General features: G+C 58.0%; 12 protein-coding genes. 9 read left to right on the plus strand and 3 right to left on the minus strand.

The annotated features are described in order from the left end of the window. The 9 genes from C1720_RS00925 to C1720_RS00950 form a co-directional block, all read left to right on the plus strand. Window positions 1–5,044, plus strand: a 5,044-nt coding sequence (locus C1720_RS00925) for an RHS repeat-associated core domain-containing protein (protein WP_199170922.1), incomplete at its 5' end; no start/stop codon positions are given. A 400-nt stretch (window positions 5,045–5,444) separates the two neighbouring features. After that, entirely contained in the window at window positions 5,445–5,963 is a 519-nt protein-coding gene (locus tag C1720_RS12660) for a hypothetical protein (RefSeq protein ID WP_146006801.1), read from the plus strand. Window positions 5,964–6,193: 230 nt separating this feature from the next. Beyond that, window positions 6,194–6,412, plus strand: a complete 219-nt coding sequence (locus C1720_RS12665; protein WP_146006802.1) for a hypothetical protein — start codon at window positions 6,194–6,196, stop codon at window positions 6,410–6,412. Between the two features lie 123 nt (window positions 6,413–6,535). Beyond that, window positions 6,536–7,411 (plus strand): RHS repeat-associated core domain-containing protein, encoded by an 876-nt coding sequence (locus tag C1720_RS00930; RefSeq protein WP_102282918.1) that lies wholly within the window; start codon window positions 6,536–6,538, stop codon window positions 7,409–7,411. A 488-nt stretch (window positions 7,412–7,899) separates the two neighbouring features. Continuing rightward, window positions 7,900–8,358, plus strand: coding sequence for an RHS repeat domain-containing protein (locus C1720_RS00935; protein ID WP_199170923.1), 459 nt, complete (start codon window positions 7,900–7,902; stop codon window positions 8,356–8,358). Further along, window positions 8,359–9,096 (plus strand): RHS repeat-associated core domain-containing protein, encoded by a 738-nt coding sequence (locus tag C1720_RS00940; protein ID WP_439650762.1) that lies wholly within the window; start codon window positions 8,359–8,361, stop codon window positions 9,094–9,096. 449 nt (window positions 9,097–9,545) lie between these two features. Beyond that, complete coding sequence (locus C1720_RS12670; protein WP_146006803.1) at window positions 9,546–9,959, plus strand: hypothetical protein; 414 nt, start codon at window positions 9,546–9,548, stop codon at window positions 9,957–9,959. A 343-nt stretch (window positions 9,960–10,302) separates the two neighbouring features. Further along, window positions 10,303–10,455, plus strand: a complete 153-nt coding sequence (locus C1720_RS13565) for an RHS repeat domain-containing protein (protein WP_158241603.1) — start codon at window positions 10,303–10,305, stop codon at window positions 10,453–10,455. A gap of 483 nt (window positions 10,456–10,938) precedes the next feature. Further along, window positions 10,939–11,751, plus strand: coding sequence for a sulfite exporter TauE/SafE family protein (locus C1720_RS00950; RefSeq protein ID WP_102282922.1), 813 nt, complete (start codon window positions 10,939–10,941; stop codon window positions 11,749–11,751). A gap of 209 nt (window positions 11,752–11,960) precedes the next feature. On the opposite strand, the gene C1720_RS00955 is transcribed toward C1720_RS00950, so the two are convergent. The 3 genes from C1720_RS00955 to rng all read right to left on the minus strand — a co-directional run bounded on the left by C1720_RS00955 (window position 11,961) and on the right by rng (window position 15,172). Beyond that, the gene (locus C1720_RS00955; protein ID WP_102282923.1) at window positions 11,961–13,250 is read right to left on the minus strand and encodes an MFS transporter; all 1,290 of its coding nucleotides are present in this window, start codon (window positions 13,248–13,250) and stop codon (window positions 11,961–11,963) included. Then, on the minus strand, window positions 13,247–13,447 hold the full coding sequence (locus C1720_RS00960; RefSeq protein WP_102282924.1) for a hypothetical protein: 201 nt from the start codon (window positions 13,445–13,447) through the stop codon (window positions 13,247–13,249). The genes C1720_RS00955 and C1720_RS00960 overlap by 4 nt, the downstream gene beginning before the upstream one ends. A 225-nt stretch (window positions 13,448–13,672) precedes the next feature. Beyond that, window positions 13,673–15,172: a ribonuclease G gene (gene rng / locus C1720_RS00965; protein ID WP_050716577.1), complete on the minus strand. Its 1,500-nt coding sequence runs from the start codon at window positions 15,170–15,172 to the stop codon at window positions 13,673–13,675. Window positions 15,173–15,260: the final 88 nt, after the last annotated feature.

Raw genomic sequence — 15,260 nt, forward strand, 5'->3', positions numbered from 1 at the left:
CGGCGGTGGTGGCGGCGGTGGTGGTGGCGGTGGTGGTGGCGGCGGCGACGGACCGGGCGGCGGCTGCACGATAAGCCCCTGCCCTGACGACAAGGAGCAAACCGAAGAAGACCCGCCCGGCGAAGAGGAGCAGGACGTGGAATGCGGCTGCGACATCTTCATCAAGCAGCGCGCGGTGGGCCAGGGCATCGACATTCCCGGCTCGCCTCTGGGCCTGTACTACCGCAGTGACCGGCGGCTGGACCAGGGCCGCCCGCCCATTGCGCCAGCCGTAGTCAAAACCCGCATCAAAGAGCGCTCAGCCGCCCTGCACGCCCGGCTGCATGAAGCGCGCGTGCGGCAGGTGCTGGCAGGGCGCGTGTTTGACAAGCGCTGGAGCCGCAGCGCCCTGGCCGCCGCTGCGGAAACTGATGCCATTGAGTGGGACGGCACTGATGCCTATGGCCGCTCCGTGCCCTCGGGCCGCCTGCAAACGAGCCTGACCTACAACTACGAAGCCGTTTACTACGGCACGCCCGCGCAAATGGAGCAGGCTTTCGAGAACCTGCAACGATCCGCTGGCGGCGCGTCCATGACATTCAGCAGCCCCGTCCTGGCACAGCCGACCTTTATTGGCCTGACCCGCACCAGCCCTGAACGCATCATCAAGGCCCCTCCAGAAAAAAGCCTGGACGTGGCGCAGGCCAACGCAGGCGGCTGGGCGCTGCGCGGCTTGCGCCTGTACGACCCGGACAAGTCCATCCTGCACGACTCAGGCGCGCGCCAGACGCTGGCAGCCAGCCTGCCCCTGGGCATGCAGCCAGCTGGCGCCCGCGTGAATCCGGCCGCACACCTGCTGCTTCTGGCCGATGGCCGCCTGCTGCAAACCAGCGGCCACCAGATCCTGGTGCACGCCAGCATTGACGACGCCAACCCGGCCGTCTTCGCTGGCCAGCCGCAGGCTGGCTTCGCGGGCGATGGCGGCCCCGCTGCGCAGGCCCTGCTTAACAACCCCGGCGCCATGACGCAAGCCGCTGACGGCAGCATCTACGTGGTGGATACGGACAACATGCGCCTGCGCCGCATCACGCCGGACGGCCTCATCCACACCGTGGCTGGCAACGGGAAACAGCCAACCGCCCTGGAAGCCGGCGGACAGCCCGTGCCCGCCCTGCAAGCCAGCCTGCAACTGAAATCACTGGCCGCCCTGCCGGACATGAGCCTGCTGGCCGTGACGGCAGTGGGCGAACTGGCGCACCTGTCGCCTTCAGGCATGGTCCGCCTGATCCGCACAGGCATTCCGCGTCTTGAGAACGTCGTGGCCACCCCAACGGGGCAGGCCTGGGTCATTGGCGGCGAGCAGCTGCACCTGTTCACGGCCCACGGCACCTTGCAGCCCGTGCCCGGACGGCAGGCCGACCCCTTCGTTAGCGCCGCCGCGCCGGACGGCAGCCTGCTCACCCGGCTGGGCGACTCCATCTGGCTCATCCACCCCAGCGGCCAAGCCAGCCACTTCGTCAATTACCAGAAGCTGCTGCCCGGCACACAGCTGCGCGCGCTGCCGGGCTACATCCCCTCCATCGGCCTGGTGGGCCTGGGCTGGCTAGGGGATCTGCTGCGCCTGTCCGCAGGCCAGCCCTGGTTCACCGGCCAGCCGCTCTACACCCTCTCGCGGCCAGACGGTCTGCGCTATGAAGAGTTCTCCGCCCAGGGCCTGCCCCTGACCGTGCGCCACGCCTTCACCGCAGAAAAGCAGGCCACCTATCACTACGACGCCGCCCGCCACCTCACCGCCATTGAAGACGCCTTTGGCAACACGGCGCGCTATGAGCGCGATGCGCAGGGGCGTCTGGTGCGCATCACGGGCGCACAAGGGCAAATCACCACCCTGGCCTACAACGCACAGGGCCTGCTTGAGCGCGTGAGCCTGCCTGGCGGCGTGGAGCACCGCATGCGCTATGACGCGCGCGGCCTGCTCACCGAATACCGCAACCCCCATGGCCATGCCGAGCGCTTTGCCTACGACGCGCAGGGCAAGCTCACCAGCAATCTGGCGGCCGACGGCTTTGGCTGGCAGCTGCAAGAAGCAGGCGAAGGCGCCGTGCGCGCCACCACCGCGCTGGGCCACAGCAAAACCATCAGGCAGGCCTTGGACGCAGACGGCGCGCTCGTCAAGACCGAAACCGGCTTTGACGGCCTGCAAACTGCGCACAGCACCAATCTGTCTGACGGCAGCAGCGCCACCGACTACCCCGGCGGCATCCGCGCCAGCCTTACCCAGACCAGCCATCCCGTCTTCGGCGCCTTTGCCCCCGCGCACGGCAGCGTCATCAACGGCAGCGACTGGCGCGTCTCCTCCGGCCAGAGCCTGAGCCAGGCCTGGAACGGCCACCGCTACACCGCCTGGCGGCAGGTGCAGGAGAGCAACGGCGCGTACACCACGGCCGAGCTGATGAACCGGGGCCTGCCCACGCTTGAAATCACCCACTCCAGCGGCCAGTGGCAGAAGGTGCGCTACACGCCGCACATGCAACCGGCCAGCATGAGCGACTCAGCCGGTGCGCGCATTGACTACGAATACACCCCGCGCGGGCAGCTGTCGCGCGCCACGGCCAGCGCCAGCGGCCTGCCCGGGCGCGCCACCGAATACGCCTGGCATGCGCCAGGCAGCGCGGGCGCAGGCCAGCTGGCTGCCGTCACCAACGCGCTGGGCCAGCAAAGCCGCTTTGAATACGACGCTGCCGGGCATCTGGCGCGCCACACCCTGCCCGATGGCCGCGCCGTGCGCTACGAGCGCGATGCCGCAGGCCGGATCACTGCCCTGCTTACGCCCGCTGGTGCGCGCCACAGCTTCGAGTGGGACGCAGCCAGCCAGCCCGCTGCCTATCAAGCCCCGGCCAACCCGGCCCATGGCGGCGGCCAAAGCGCCACCCGCTGGCGCTACGACAAAGAGCGCAAGCTGCAATCCATCACCCGCCCCGGCGGCCAGCAGGTGGCTTTCAGCTATGACGATGCCGCGCGCCTGTCCGCCACCACGGCCGATGGCCGCGCCACGCGCCGCATCTACAACGCCCAGGGCCAGCTGCAGGCCCTGCAGCAAGACAGCCAGCGCCTGGACATCACCCGCGCGGACGGCCTGCCTGTCGGCCAGCGCTGGAGCGGCCCGCTGCAAGCGGCCATCACGGCGCAGCTGGACAGCCGCGCCCGCCCCACGCGCCTGACAGTCAGCGCTGGCGGCCAAAGCCGGCAGCTGCCCGTCTCCATTGACGCCGCAGGCCGCGCCAGCGCCATCGGCCCCTTGAGCCTGGTGCGCAACGGCGACACCGGCCAGATCGCCGCCGTCTGGCTGGGCCAGCATTACGCCCTCAGCCTTGAGCACAACGCCTTTGGCGAGACGGTCTCCAGCCGCGTCATTGGCCAGGCCAGCCAGGCCGATGCCAGCGAACAAGCCTCACGCGCGGCCGCACAGGCCAAGCTGCACCAGCTGCACCAGGCGCTGCAGCAGCAAATCAGCCAAATGGACACCTGCCGCCTGCGGGCCTGGCGCAGGCCCGATCACAGTGTGGAAGTGCCCGTCTGGCAGAACATCTACGACCACGCGGGCTTGAGCGAGAGTGAGCGCGCGGCCAACACCGCCCGCTGGGGCCAGCCCCTGCCTTTGCAGCCCGAGCTGTGCCTGATGGCCGTCAGCGGCCGCCTGCAAGAAATGGCCAGTGGCCTGCAATACCCAAGCGCCGACTACCCCGCCCTCATCGCGCAGCTGGCCGAGCTTGAAGCGGCCACCGCTGGCGGCGCTCCTTCCACTGCCGCGCTCTGGCCCGATCCGCCTGCCGCTGGCTTGCTGACCAACGCCGCCAGCTACAACAGCCCGGCCATCAAGGCTCTCTACGGCCAGGCGCGCCAGATGCTGCAAGCCTTGCAGCAAAGCGCCTATCGCTGGCGCTTTGAAGCGGCCTTGAGCTACGAGCGCGACGCACTGGGCCGCATCACCGGGCAAACCCAAACCGGCCCTACAGGCCAGCGCCAGCACTACTACGAATACGACAGCGCCGGGCGGCTGACCAAGCACACGCAGCAAGAAGACCAGCAACCCGGGCAAAGCACCGAATGGCGCTACGACGCCAACGGCAACCGCACGCATGAAAACGGCCAGCTCATTGCCCGCTACGACAGCCAGGACCGGCTGCTGCAATGGAAAGACAACACCTACGCCTACAGCGAAGCCGGAGACCTGCAAGAAAAAACCACGCCGCAAGGCGCCACCCGCTACGCCTACGACAGCCTGGGCAACCTGCGCTTGGTCACCCTGCCCGATGGCGCGCAAATCGAATACCTGATCGACCCGCTCAACCGGCGCATAGGCAAAAAGAAGAACGGCCAGCTGCAATACGGGCTGATCTACCAGGACAGCCTGCGCCCCATAGCCGATACGGATGAGAACGGGAAACTGCGAAGCATCTACCTGTACGCAGACAAAGGCAACGCGCCCACGGCCATGCTCAGGGCAGACAAGAGCTACCTGATCATCAGCGACCACCTGGGCAGCGTGCGGCAAGTCATCGACACGCAAACGGGAGAAATTGCGCAGCAGCTGGACTATGACGCCTGGGGGAGGGTTATTGAAGACAGCAGGCCGGGCTTTCAGCCGTTTGGCTTTGCTGGCGGCCTGCATGACCCGGACACGCAGCTGACGCGCTTTGGCGCGCGCGACTATGACGCAGAAACGGGAAGATGGACAGCCAAGGATCCCATTCTCTTTGACGGCGGCGATTCGAATCTTTATGGGTATGTCTTGCAGGATCCGGTGAATCTGATTGATCGCAGTGGAAAGAATCCTGCTGCGGCAGTCGGTATCGCCATAAGAATTGCGGGAGGAGCTGCTGCATCTAATGGAGTTCGACAAGCGACCGTCCGTTGGGTAGGTCCGAGGATCGGAAATATTGTGGCTTGTTTGGCGATAGGGGCTTGTTCTTTCAATGAACAAGCTTCTGATGAATCTTCTGATATAGAACAAGAAGCAGAAAGTTTTCCTGATCCCAATGAAGTAATTCCGGGAGGACCATGAACACCAAATCCAGATAATCGAATAGGGAATTTCTTGGGACCAAAAGCAGAAAAAGGGGGGAGATCCCAATGTCAATGGGTTCCTCCTGAACAACAAGGAGGGCCCGCCGGAAGTAAAGGTTATTGGAAAGTTAATGAACCTGGTCAAAGAGGATGGAATAGATTTGACCAACTGGGACGTCCGATTACCCCAGAACAGGCACATCCGGGGCATCTAATAAAATAGCGTCAAAAAATTGTTTTGGCTGGAAGTATGGCTGCACAAGACATTGGATCAATACAATTGTTTATGTGCATTCCTGCAAAATTGCGAATTGGAGAATTCATCAATTGAATTAATAGTTCGCACGAAGGTTTGCGACACACTCTGGGATATTATTATGCATGCAGAAAGGGAAGAGATGAATTCATCAATATTAATGAAAGAATTGCAATTAAAAATAGGAAAATGGAGGGAGGTTACTTCATTTTATCCAGAATATAATTTATGCCTTTCTCTGAATACAGGCGCCGACGCATTAAAATTATATAATTTATCACATATTGTTGCAAAATGGCTTTCAATTGATAATTTTTTTATTATTCAAATAGACAATTCAACTTGTGCGAGTAGTGATGAAATAGATATTATTGACACAATCTCTCAAGGCGAAATCAATCGGGCCTTTTTTGAAAAAAGATCGCCGATGATTATAAATGGTTCAAATGTACGCAAGAATTGTGTATTGCTTGCTATGTTGATATATTTTTCTATAATATTTTCGTGGCATATATATTTTATTCCTGATACTTCTTTTAAAGGGAAAAGAGTTGCAGTATTAGATGGGATGCTTTGTTTTTTTGGTGATTCAACCATATTGAATGATGCAAAACTACTATTAGATAAAATTAAAAATAATCCCTATATGATTGATTTGTAATGCTTAATATGTGTTTGCGTTGCATGATTTTATTAATCAAATAGTCAGCAAAAAGATGGTGTCATGTTAATGATTAAACAAACCATTGTTAGATGAGGTATTCATTTATCGTTTCTTTTATCTCTCTGGCTGTGTTTATGCCCATGCGGTCTGATTATTCTTCCCGTGCGGAATCATATAAAATTCTGGAGCATCTCGAACGCACAAAAAAGGAAATAGAAGCAAGATTCATGAACCAACGCGATCATGTGAACATTGGGAAAGATGTTTCGATAGAATCAAGCTCAATAATTGGAAGAGCATTTGTTTCTCCTGATTGGATTATCTTTGCGCAAGGTGAAGCGCATGGGCAGATAATGATATTGATACCGTCATATTCAAATGGGAAGATGAGTTGGAGTTGCTGGGGCGGCTCATTTAAAGATGTACCATTTCAGTGTCGCAATTAATTCGACAGCATCTGCTGAACAAGAAGCAGGCATGTCAATAGGGCGGCAAAAGTGGCCTTGCTGCTTGATCAGTATGAAAAGTTTGCTATCAATCAAGGAGCAAAATCATGATGATGGGATGGCTTGGACGACCCGCTCAACCGGCGCATAGGCAAAAAGAAGAACGGCCAGCTGCAATACGGGCTGATCTACCAGGACAGCCTGCGCCCCATTGCCGACACCGACGAAAACGGCCAGCTCAAAAGCATTTATCTCTACGCAGACAAAGGCAACGCGCCCACGGCCATGCTCAGGGCAGACAAGAGCTACCTGATCATCAGCGACCACCTGGGCAGCGTGCGGCAAGTCATCGACACGCAAACGGGAGAAATTGCGCAGCAGCTGGACTATGACGCCTGGGGCCAGGTCACCGAAGACAGCAGGCCGGGCTTTCAGCCGTTTGGCTTTGCTGGCGGCCTGCATGACCCGGATACGCGGCTGACGCGCTTTGGGGCGCGCGACTATGACGCCGAAACGGGAAGATGGACGGCCAAGGATCCCATCCTCTTTGACGGAGGCGATTCGAACCTTTATGGGTATGTTTTGCAGGATCCGGTGAATCTGATTGACCGCAGTGGAGCAAGTCCTGAAGATACGCAAAAAATTGTGGATACTTTTAATCGTGTAGTAGCGGAAATGAATAGGAATGGTGAAAGGCTTCCTTTTTCGGGAAGATTGGGAGGGATTATAAATAATAGTTTTTCCTATACAAATGGACGCGATATCTTAGTTAAAGCCAGAGGGCAAGGCACTTTAATTTGTGGCGAGCAATGGGATAGAGTAGCTACAGAATTATATAAACTTGATCTGGATGATCCATGGGAATTCAGAGACAAACCAACATTCGGACATCTGTTTGGCGAAGCAGTCCCAAGCAATCCAAAGGATAATATAATTTATTTGGATCCATGGAAAAATACTATCACATTCATGGGGCCGCACATATGGTCAGTAAGATGAAAGAAAAAGTAATTCAGCATACAATTGTTGGCCTGAGTTGCATGCTATTTTGCATTGCATTTTATATCGGCCACTGTTTACCGGATTGGGTGGTATATTTAATGGCGTGGCTGTCATTAATCTTGTTTACATGGATGACATACATATATAAAATATATCTTTATACATTATTTGCCGCCATCATTGTTTTTATTATGCCGACATATACTGGAGCTCATGTTTTTTGGAAATATACTGATCCATTAAATATAAAACATTCAGAAAGATTTAATACAGATAACACATCAGGGACAATAGTCTTTTTTAAAGATGAGTCAGTAGTTTTGTTCTTGGATAATGGGCAATGTATATCGAAATATAGAATTGCCGAATTTTATTGTAGATATTACAAGAAAAAATTGAATATAAAATAAGCTGCGATGGTTTGTTGCTGAGGCCGTGATAAAGAGCACGATTTTGCGAAATAATTAAATAGTCAAGTGAATATTTTGATTGCACTAATCAATTTTAGGAAAGTCATTGCGTGTTGCACTTACGACAGCCTGGGCAACCTGCGCTTGGTCACCCTGCCCGATGGCGCGCAAATCGAATACCTGATCGACCCGCTCAACCGGCGCATAGGCAAAAAGAAGAACGGCCAGCTGCAATACGGGCTGATCTACCAGGACAGCCTGCGCCCCATTGCCGACACCGACGAAAACGGCCAGCTCAAAAGCATTTATCTCTACGCAGACAAAGGCAACGTGCCCACGGCCATGCTCAGGGCAGACAAGAGCTACCTGATCATCAGCGACCACCTGGGCAGCGTGCGGCAAGTCATCGACACGCAAACGGGCGAGATCGCGCAGCAGCTGGACTATGACGCCTGGGGTCAGGTCACCGAAGACAGCAGGCCGGGCTTTCAGCCGTTTGGCTTTGCTGGCGGCCTGCATGACCCGGACACGTAGCTGACGCGCTTTGGCGCGCGCGACTATGACGCCGAAACGGGAAGATGGACAGCCAAGGATCCCATCCTCTTTGACGGAGGCGATTCGAACCTTTATGGGTATGTCTTGCAGGATCCGGTGAATATTACGGATATGNAGCTGACGCGCTTTGGCGCGCGCGACTATGACGCCGAAACGGGAAGATGGACAGCCAAGGATCCCATCCTCTTTGACGGAGGCGATTCGAACCTTTATGGGTATGTCTTGCAGGATCCGGTGAATATTACGGATATGGCTGGATTGTCTCCATTGTCTCCGGCATTATGCAATGCATTATGGAAGATGGCTGAATATCCAGAAAGCCCCTGGATTGCTGGCGTTCCAATGCAATATGAGAATCTTACGCAAGAACAGAATTTTTTGGAAGAGGCAGGTGTATCTAAAACAATTAATGGGTTTACTGTTGATGGTGTCGACCTTCAATATGTTGCAGTCGCGCATAGAGCCATCAGAGGCACAGGAAGATACCTCCAGGCTGATCAAAGGGCGGCTGCCGGGCATTTACTAGCCGCCATGGGAACTATATATTCAATGATGGGATCGGCAGCTTCAGCATATAGAGATAATACTGGATCCCAAGCATGGATGACAGATATTTCGGCGGACATCAAGGGAATTTACATGGGATTCAACGCTGCGTTGCAAAATAATTTTCAGGATTATGTTGCGCAACGATGTCCTCAAATGTGCAGCAGATAGTTCTTATGAAAAATGTTATATGGCTATTCATTTTTGTTTGTTTTGGTGTGTTGGCTGCTATAGCAGGAGATTTTGCATCCAGCATGCTTGGCGTTATATTCGGATGGTATATAATAATATCCGTCTTTAGGATACCTGTAAGCATTTTCAAAAAAAGATGGAAAAAATGTGTATGGTTACTTGTGGGTGTATCATATTGCGTTTGTTATTTATGCTTGATGTCGTATTCGGCAGATGAAAATCAAATGATACTTGAGTCAGAGTATTCTCATTGGGATGGAGAACAACTCAGAAATGGTGTTATTACAATAAGATCATTATTATTTTCTAGTGATTATAATATAATTAGAGGCAAGGAATGTACATACATTGTATCGGCATCTTACTCGTTAATGAAACAAGAAAAATAATAACGGTATGCGAGTGGCGAAATACATGACTGAACAAGAATGTTATATATTGCAAATTGGGTGGAATTGCTCAATCGAACCATGAGCAAATATTGTGGCGATTCAAGACTCGCCCACAGTGATCTCATGGAACAGAGAATTGCCATCGGATGGGAAGCATTATCGCAGCATGGAAATGATTTAAGGATTGCTGAAAACTATATAACCTCTTATAGTGGCGTAATGAATCCAGCTGCCGGAGAAAATACACCAAGACTACTCGCCTACTTAGCGATTGGAGTTGGCGCAACACCTGTTTGGCAAGGTATAAGAATGCTGGAAAATATCGCGGGACATGAATTGCAGTCTCCTGCCAGTATAGAAGCACTCGCCGCTGGCTACCAAGGTGCAAATGATGCCTTACTGAATTACTATCGGGGAGAAGGTTATTATGAATGCGGCTGCCAAAGATAAGAAAAAAATAACATTAACATACGGCATGTTCAGTGTGTTCATGATTTTTTTCATTTACTCTATGCATAAGATTGGATTCAATGATAAAAATGCCATCTTATTTATTGTGGCGATCGTGAACCTGTTCGTTGCGTACAAGCGGAGAGGCTTTATCATAGTTGCCTTTGAATATTTTCTGATGGGGTTTATAATATTCATGTCTGCTTTTAGTTTCTTGGATGGCGTGAGATCGCATGGTCCGGAAAATGATTTATTTAGAACTGCGATTGGCTCTACAATTTTCATTGCCTGTTGTTGGGCGAGCAGCGTATTGCTAAGGAAATAGACAGGCTATAACTTTATAATGCCAGTCAATTTCAGAAAGAACACCGCCCATTTCACTTACGACAGCCTGGGCAACCTGCGCTTGGTCACCTTGCCCGATGGCGCGCAAATCGAATACCTGATCGATCCGCTCAACCGGCGCATAGGCAAAAAGAAGAACGGCCAGCTGTAATACGGACTGATCTATCAGGACAGCCTGCGCCCCATAGCTGATACCGACGAAGGCGGCCAGTTCAAAAGCATCTATCTGTACGCGGATAAAGGCAATGCGCCTACAGCGTTCCAGGGCGAAAAAATTCTTCCCGCATGCTCATCAAGAGGGTTCAAGCGCATTGCTACCCGCAATGCGCGCTTTCACGGCTGGTTAGCAGCTGGTTTTCCGCTTGCAAACGCTCTAGAATTTGCGCGTCTGCGGCTGGGTGCCGGGTCATATATTTCCTTGAACCAATGCTCCTGTGAGCCTGGGTGGGGAATATCGTCTGGCTGGCGTGATCGTCTCGCGTCAGACGAACCCAAGGCCTTTCTGACCCCGCCCCCCTGAACCCCCGGTTCAGGATGCCGGCCCGGCGGCAGCCGCAGACACCTTTTCCGCTCTCTTTCGTCCTCTTTCCCCAAGCCGCTTCGCCGGCTTTTTTATTGCCCGGAGCACGCCGCCATGCCTCTTGAGCCGATGTCCATTGCCCTGCTTGCGCTGCTGGGATTGCTGGGGGGCTTCATGGCGGGGCTGCTGGGCATTGGCGGGGGGATGATTCTGGTGCCGTTTACTTCGGCCATTCTGGCTGCGCAGGGCGTGGGAGCGGAGCTGGCGCTGAAGATGGCAATCGCCACTTCGATGGCGACCATTGTTTTCACTTCCATCAGCAGCGTGCGCGCGCATCACAGGCGGGGCGCGGTGCGCTGGGATCTGGTCCGGCGTCTGGCGCCGGGCATCGTGGCGGGTGCGGCGCTGGCCAGCCTGGGGGCGTTTGCCCTCATCAAGGGGCCTGCGCTGGGGGTGGTGTTCGCGGTTTTCGTGTTTTTTTCGGGCACGCAGATGCTGCTGAACAAAAAGCCCGCCGCCACGCGCCAGCTGCCCGGCGCCGCGGGGCTGGCAGGCATGGGCGGCGTGATTGGCTTTTTGTCGGGGCTGGTGGGCGCGGGCGGCGGGTTTGTGTCGGTGCCGTTCATGACCTGGTGCAACGTGCCCATTCATCAAGCGGTGGCAACCAGCGCGGCGCTGGGCTTTCCGATTGCGCTGGCCAATACGGCGGGCTATGTCGCGGGCGGGCAGTCCGTCGGCGGGCTGCCCGCCTGGTCGCTGGGCTATGTGTGGCTGCCCGCGCTGGCGGCCATTGCCTCGTGCAGCGTGCTCATGGCCCCGCTGGGCGCGCGCGCGGCCCATGCACTGCCGGTGGGCAAGCTCAAGCGCGTGTTTGGCCTGGTGCTTTACGCGCTGGGCGCGTACATGCTGCACAAGACGCTGGGCTGACAGGCGCATCGGACTCGGGCGTTCCGGACGCCTGGAAGCATCAAAAGCAGGAGCAGATTTGATAGGGGTGAAATGCCGCTCATCGCCCGTTCCACTAGGATATCATGCTATGAATAGCGGAGCGAAATAGCGGCCTGTTTTCTGCCGATGGCCCTGCCTGCGCCATCCGCTTTTTTCTCCCCCCTGATAGCTAGGCCGCGAGCGCGCTTTCAGCTGCCAGCGGAGCCGCCGCTTTCGCCCTGCTCCATGCGCCGCAGCGCGCGCGAGGCAAAGCCCAGCAGCATGACCAGCCCGCCGCACGCGCCCAGCAGCACGAACAGCCAGCGCGATCCCAAGGCCTCGCCCAGCGGCGCGGCCAGCGCCAGGCCCACGGGGCCGGCCAGGCCGATGAGCGTGTTCAGCAGCGACAGCACCCGGCCTTGCAAATGGTTGGGCACCGCGCTTTGCAGCATGGCCATGAAAGGGGCGTTGCCCACGGCAAACGTCAGGCCGCTTAATAGCCAGAAGGCCGCGCCCAGACCGAACTGGTCTGCCGGGGCCAGCGCCGTGAGCGCCATCGTCAGGCCCGAAAGGGCAAAGCCCCACAAAAACCAGCGCATGCGCCGCTGCGGCGCGAAGGCGGCCACGAAAGCGCCCCCGGCGATCATGCCGATGCCGCTCAGGCTCTCCATCAGCGCCACCTGATTCGCGTCGCCCGCAAAGTGCGTTTTCACCAGCAGCGGCACCAGCGTGAACAGCGGCATCACGCACATCACCGCCGCGCCGATCAGGGCATAGAGCTGGCGCAGCGCCGCGTGCCGCCACACGGCTTGCACGCCCTCGCGCCACTCGCGCCACAGGCTGCGCCACCCGCCGCCGCGCGCGGCCCTGGGCTGCGGAATGGTGAAAAACAACAGCGGCGCAATGCCCAGGAGCGCCGTCGCCACATCAATGGCCAGCGCCCAGCCCAGCGGCATGGCGCTCATGGCCAGCGCCCCCAGCGGCGGCGCGCCCACGGTCATGATGCCCATGAGCGACTGGTTCAGCCCCGCCGCGCGCGGCAGAAAGTAGCCCGGCACCAGCATGGCCGTGCTGGCCGCCGCCGCTGGCTGCTGAAACGCCTGCATGGCGCTGCGCACAGCCAGCATGGCGTAGATGTGCCACAGCTGCACGCGCTGCGTGAGAAACAGCGCAATCAGCACCGCCATGCACGCCGCGCTCACCAAATCAGAAGCCGCCATCAGCCAGCGGCGGCTGTAGCGGTCGGCCAGCGTGCCGCCCAGCGGCCCCAGCAGCGCCTGCGGCAGCAGGGCCGCCAGCGCCGCTGCGCCTAGCGCCGCCGCGCTGCCCGTGGTATCGGTAATCCACCACAGCAGCACAAATTGCGTGAGCGCCGAACCCGTGAGCGACAGCGCCTGGCCCGTGAAAATGGCCCCGAAGCGCAGCTTCCACGGCTGCCCCTCGGCCACGCCTGCCGCGCTGGCTTCGCCGTCCTGCCGCGCAATCCTTTCAGCGCTCATGCCGTCCACAGCTTGGCGGCGAAGGCCAGAAACAAAGCGCCCACGCCGCCCTTGCCCACGGCCCCGCCCTTGCGGTAGCGCGCGCCCACGAGCTGCACCATCATCGACGGGAAAAACAGCAGCCCTTTCAGATTGAGCAGCGCCACCAGCACGGCGGCGGCAATGGTGAAGGTAACGGTGTCTGTAATGCCGAACATGGCATGGCTCCGGTCAGAACGCAAAAAAGGCAAGGCGTGAGCAGGCCAGCCTGCAGCGCGGGCAGATTTTCGCCGGACGGCATGCGCAAGAACCGGGCCCGCCAGCCGCCATCCATCAAAAACAGGAGCGGATTTGAGCGCCCTGAAATGCCGTTTCGCGCACTTTCCACTAGGACATCATGCTATGGATTCAGGAGCTGAAAAGCCTGCGCAAGAGCAAGGCAATCAGCTCAGCGCCACGTCAAAGCTCTCCAGCCCTAGGCTGCTTTCGGCTTGCAGCGAGATGGGTTTGCCGATGTGGTCGGACAGGCTGGCCAGGTGCTGGCTTTCTTCGTCTTGCAGCAAGGCGATGACGGCGGGGTGGGCGACGATGCGGAATTCGCGCGGGTTGAACTGGTGGGCTTCACGCAGGATTTCGCGCAGGATGTCGTAGGCCACGGTGCGGGCGGTGCGCACGCGGCCGCTGCCCTGGCACAGAGGGCAGGGCTGGCTGAGCATTTGCGCCAGGCTTTCGCGGGTGCGCTTGCGCGTCAGCTCCAGCAGGCCCAGGGGCGAAAAACCGTCGGCGGCGGTGGTTTTCACGCGGTCGCGCGCGAGCTGGCGGCGCAGCTCGGCCAGCACGGCTTGCTGGTGTTCGGGCGTGGCCATGTCGATGAAGTCCACGATGATGATGCCGCCCAGGTTGCGCAGGCGCAGCTGGCGGGCAATGGCTTGCGCGGCTTCCAGATTGGTTTTGAAGATGGTTTCGCCAAAGTTGCGCGCGCCGGTGAAGGCGCCGGTGTTCACGTCGATGGTGGTGAGCGCCTCGGTCTGGTCAATGACCAGGTAGCCGCCCGATTTGAGTTCCACGCGGCGGCCCAGGGCGCGGGTGATTTCTTCGTCGATGCCGTAGAGGTCAAAAATGGGCCGCTCGCCGCTGTAGTGCGACAGCAGGCGCGCCGCTTGCGGCATGAATTCGTTGCCAAAGCGCAGCAGGCGCTGCAATTGCTCTTGCGAGTCGATGCGGATGCTTTGCGTGTGCTCGCCGGCCATGTCGCGCAGCACGCGCTGCATCAGGCACAAGTCCTGGCGCAGCAGCGCGCCGGGCGGCGTGCGCGAGGCCGCTTCGCGGATGCAGGCCCAGGTTTTGCGCAGGTAGGCAATGTCTTCGGCCAGCGCGGCGTCGTCTGCATCTTCGGCGTTGGTGCGCACGATGAAGCCGCCGCGCGCGCGGCCGCCCGATTCGAGTGCGGCTTGCTGCGCCAGCGCCTGCACGCGCTGGCGCAGGCTCTCGCGCTGGGCGGGCGCGATTTTTTGCGAGATGCCGACGTGCGCCTCCTGCGGCAAAAACACCAGCATGCGCCCGGCAATGCTGATCTGCGTGGAAAGGCGCGCACCCTTGGCGCCAATGGCGTCTTTGATCACCTGCACCATCAGCGCCTGCCCCTCGAACACCAGCTTTTCAATGGGCCGCTGCGGCGCGCTGCGCTGGGCCGCCGGCGCTTCGCCCGCCGCCGGGGGCTGCCACACATCAGCCACGTGCAAAAAGGCCGTGCGCTGCGCGCCAATGTCAATAAAGGCCGATTGCATGCCCGGCAGCACGCGCACCACCTTGCCCAGATAAATATCGCCCACCTGCCCGCGCTCCAGCGCGCGCTCCACGTGCAGCTCCTGCACCGCGCCGTTTTCCACCACGGCCACGCGCGTTTCCTGGGGGGTGTAGTTGATGAGAATTTCCTGTTGCATGGTGAGCGCCGTCCGGCCAAGCGAAGCCGGAATTTTGCCGCCGGGCCAGCGCGCCGCCTGCGCTTTGCGGCCCATTTCGATCCGCTAC

It is taken from the genome of Ottowia massiliensis, assembly GCF_900240305.1.
Classification (GTDB): Bacteria; Pseudomonadota; Gammaproteobacteria; order Burkholderiales; family Burkholderiaceae_C; genus Ottowia; species Ottowia massiliensis.

Coding starts and splice junctions, on each gene's coding strand:
- C1720_RS12660 (WP_146006801.1), top strand. CDS start 5,445: ATGAATTCATCAATATTAATGAAAGAATTGCAATTAAAAATAGGAAAA.
- C1720_RS12665 (WP_146006802.1), top strand. CDS start 6,194: ATGAACCAACGCGATCATGTGAACATTGGGAAAGATGTTTCGATAGAA.
- C1720_RS12670 (WP_146006803.1), top strand. CDS start 9,546: ATGTTATATATTGCAAATTGGGTGGAATTGCTCAATCGAACCATGAGC.
- C1720_RS13565 (WP_158241603.1), top strand. CDS start 10,303: ATGCCAGTCAATTTCAGAAAGAACACCGCCCATTTCACTTACGACAGC.
- C1720_RS00950 (WP_102282922.1), top strand. CDS start 10,939: ATGCCTCTTGAGCCGATGTCCATTGCCCTGCTTGCGCTGCTGGGATTG.
- C1720_RS00955 (WP_102282923.1), bottom strand. CDS start 13,250: ATGAGCGCTGAAAGGATTGCGCGGCAGGACGGCGAAGCCAGCGCGGCA.
- C1720_RS00960 (WP_102282924.1), bottom strand. CDS start 13,447: ATGTTCGGCATTACAGACACCGTTACCTTCACCATTGCCGCCGCCGTG.
- rng (WP_050716577.1), bottom strand. CDS start 15,172: ATGCAACAGGAAATTCTCATCAACTACACCCCCCAGGAAACGCGCGTG.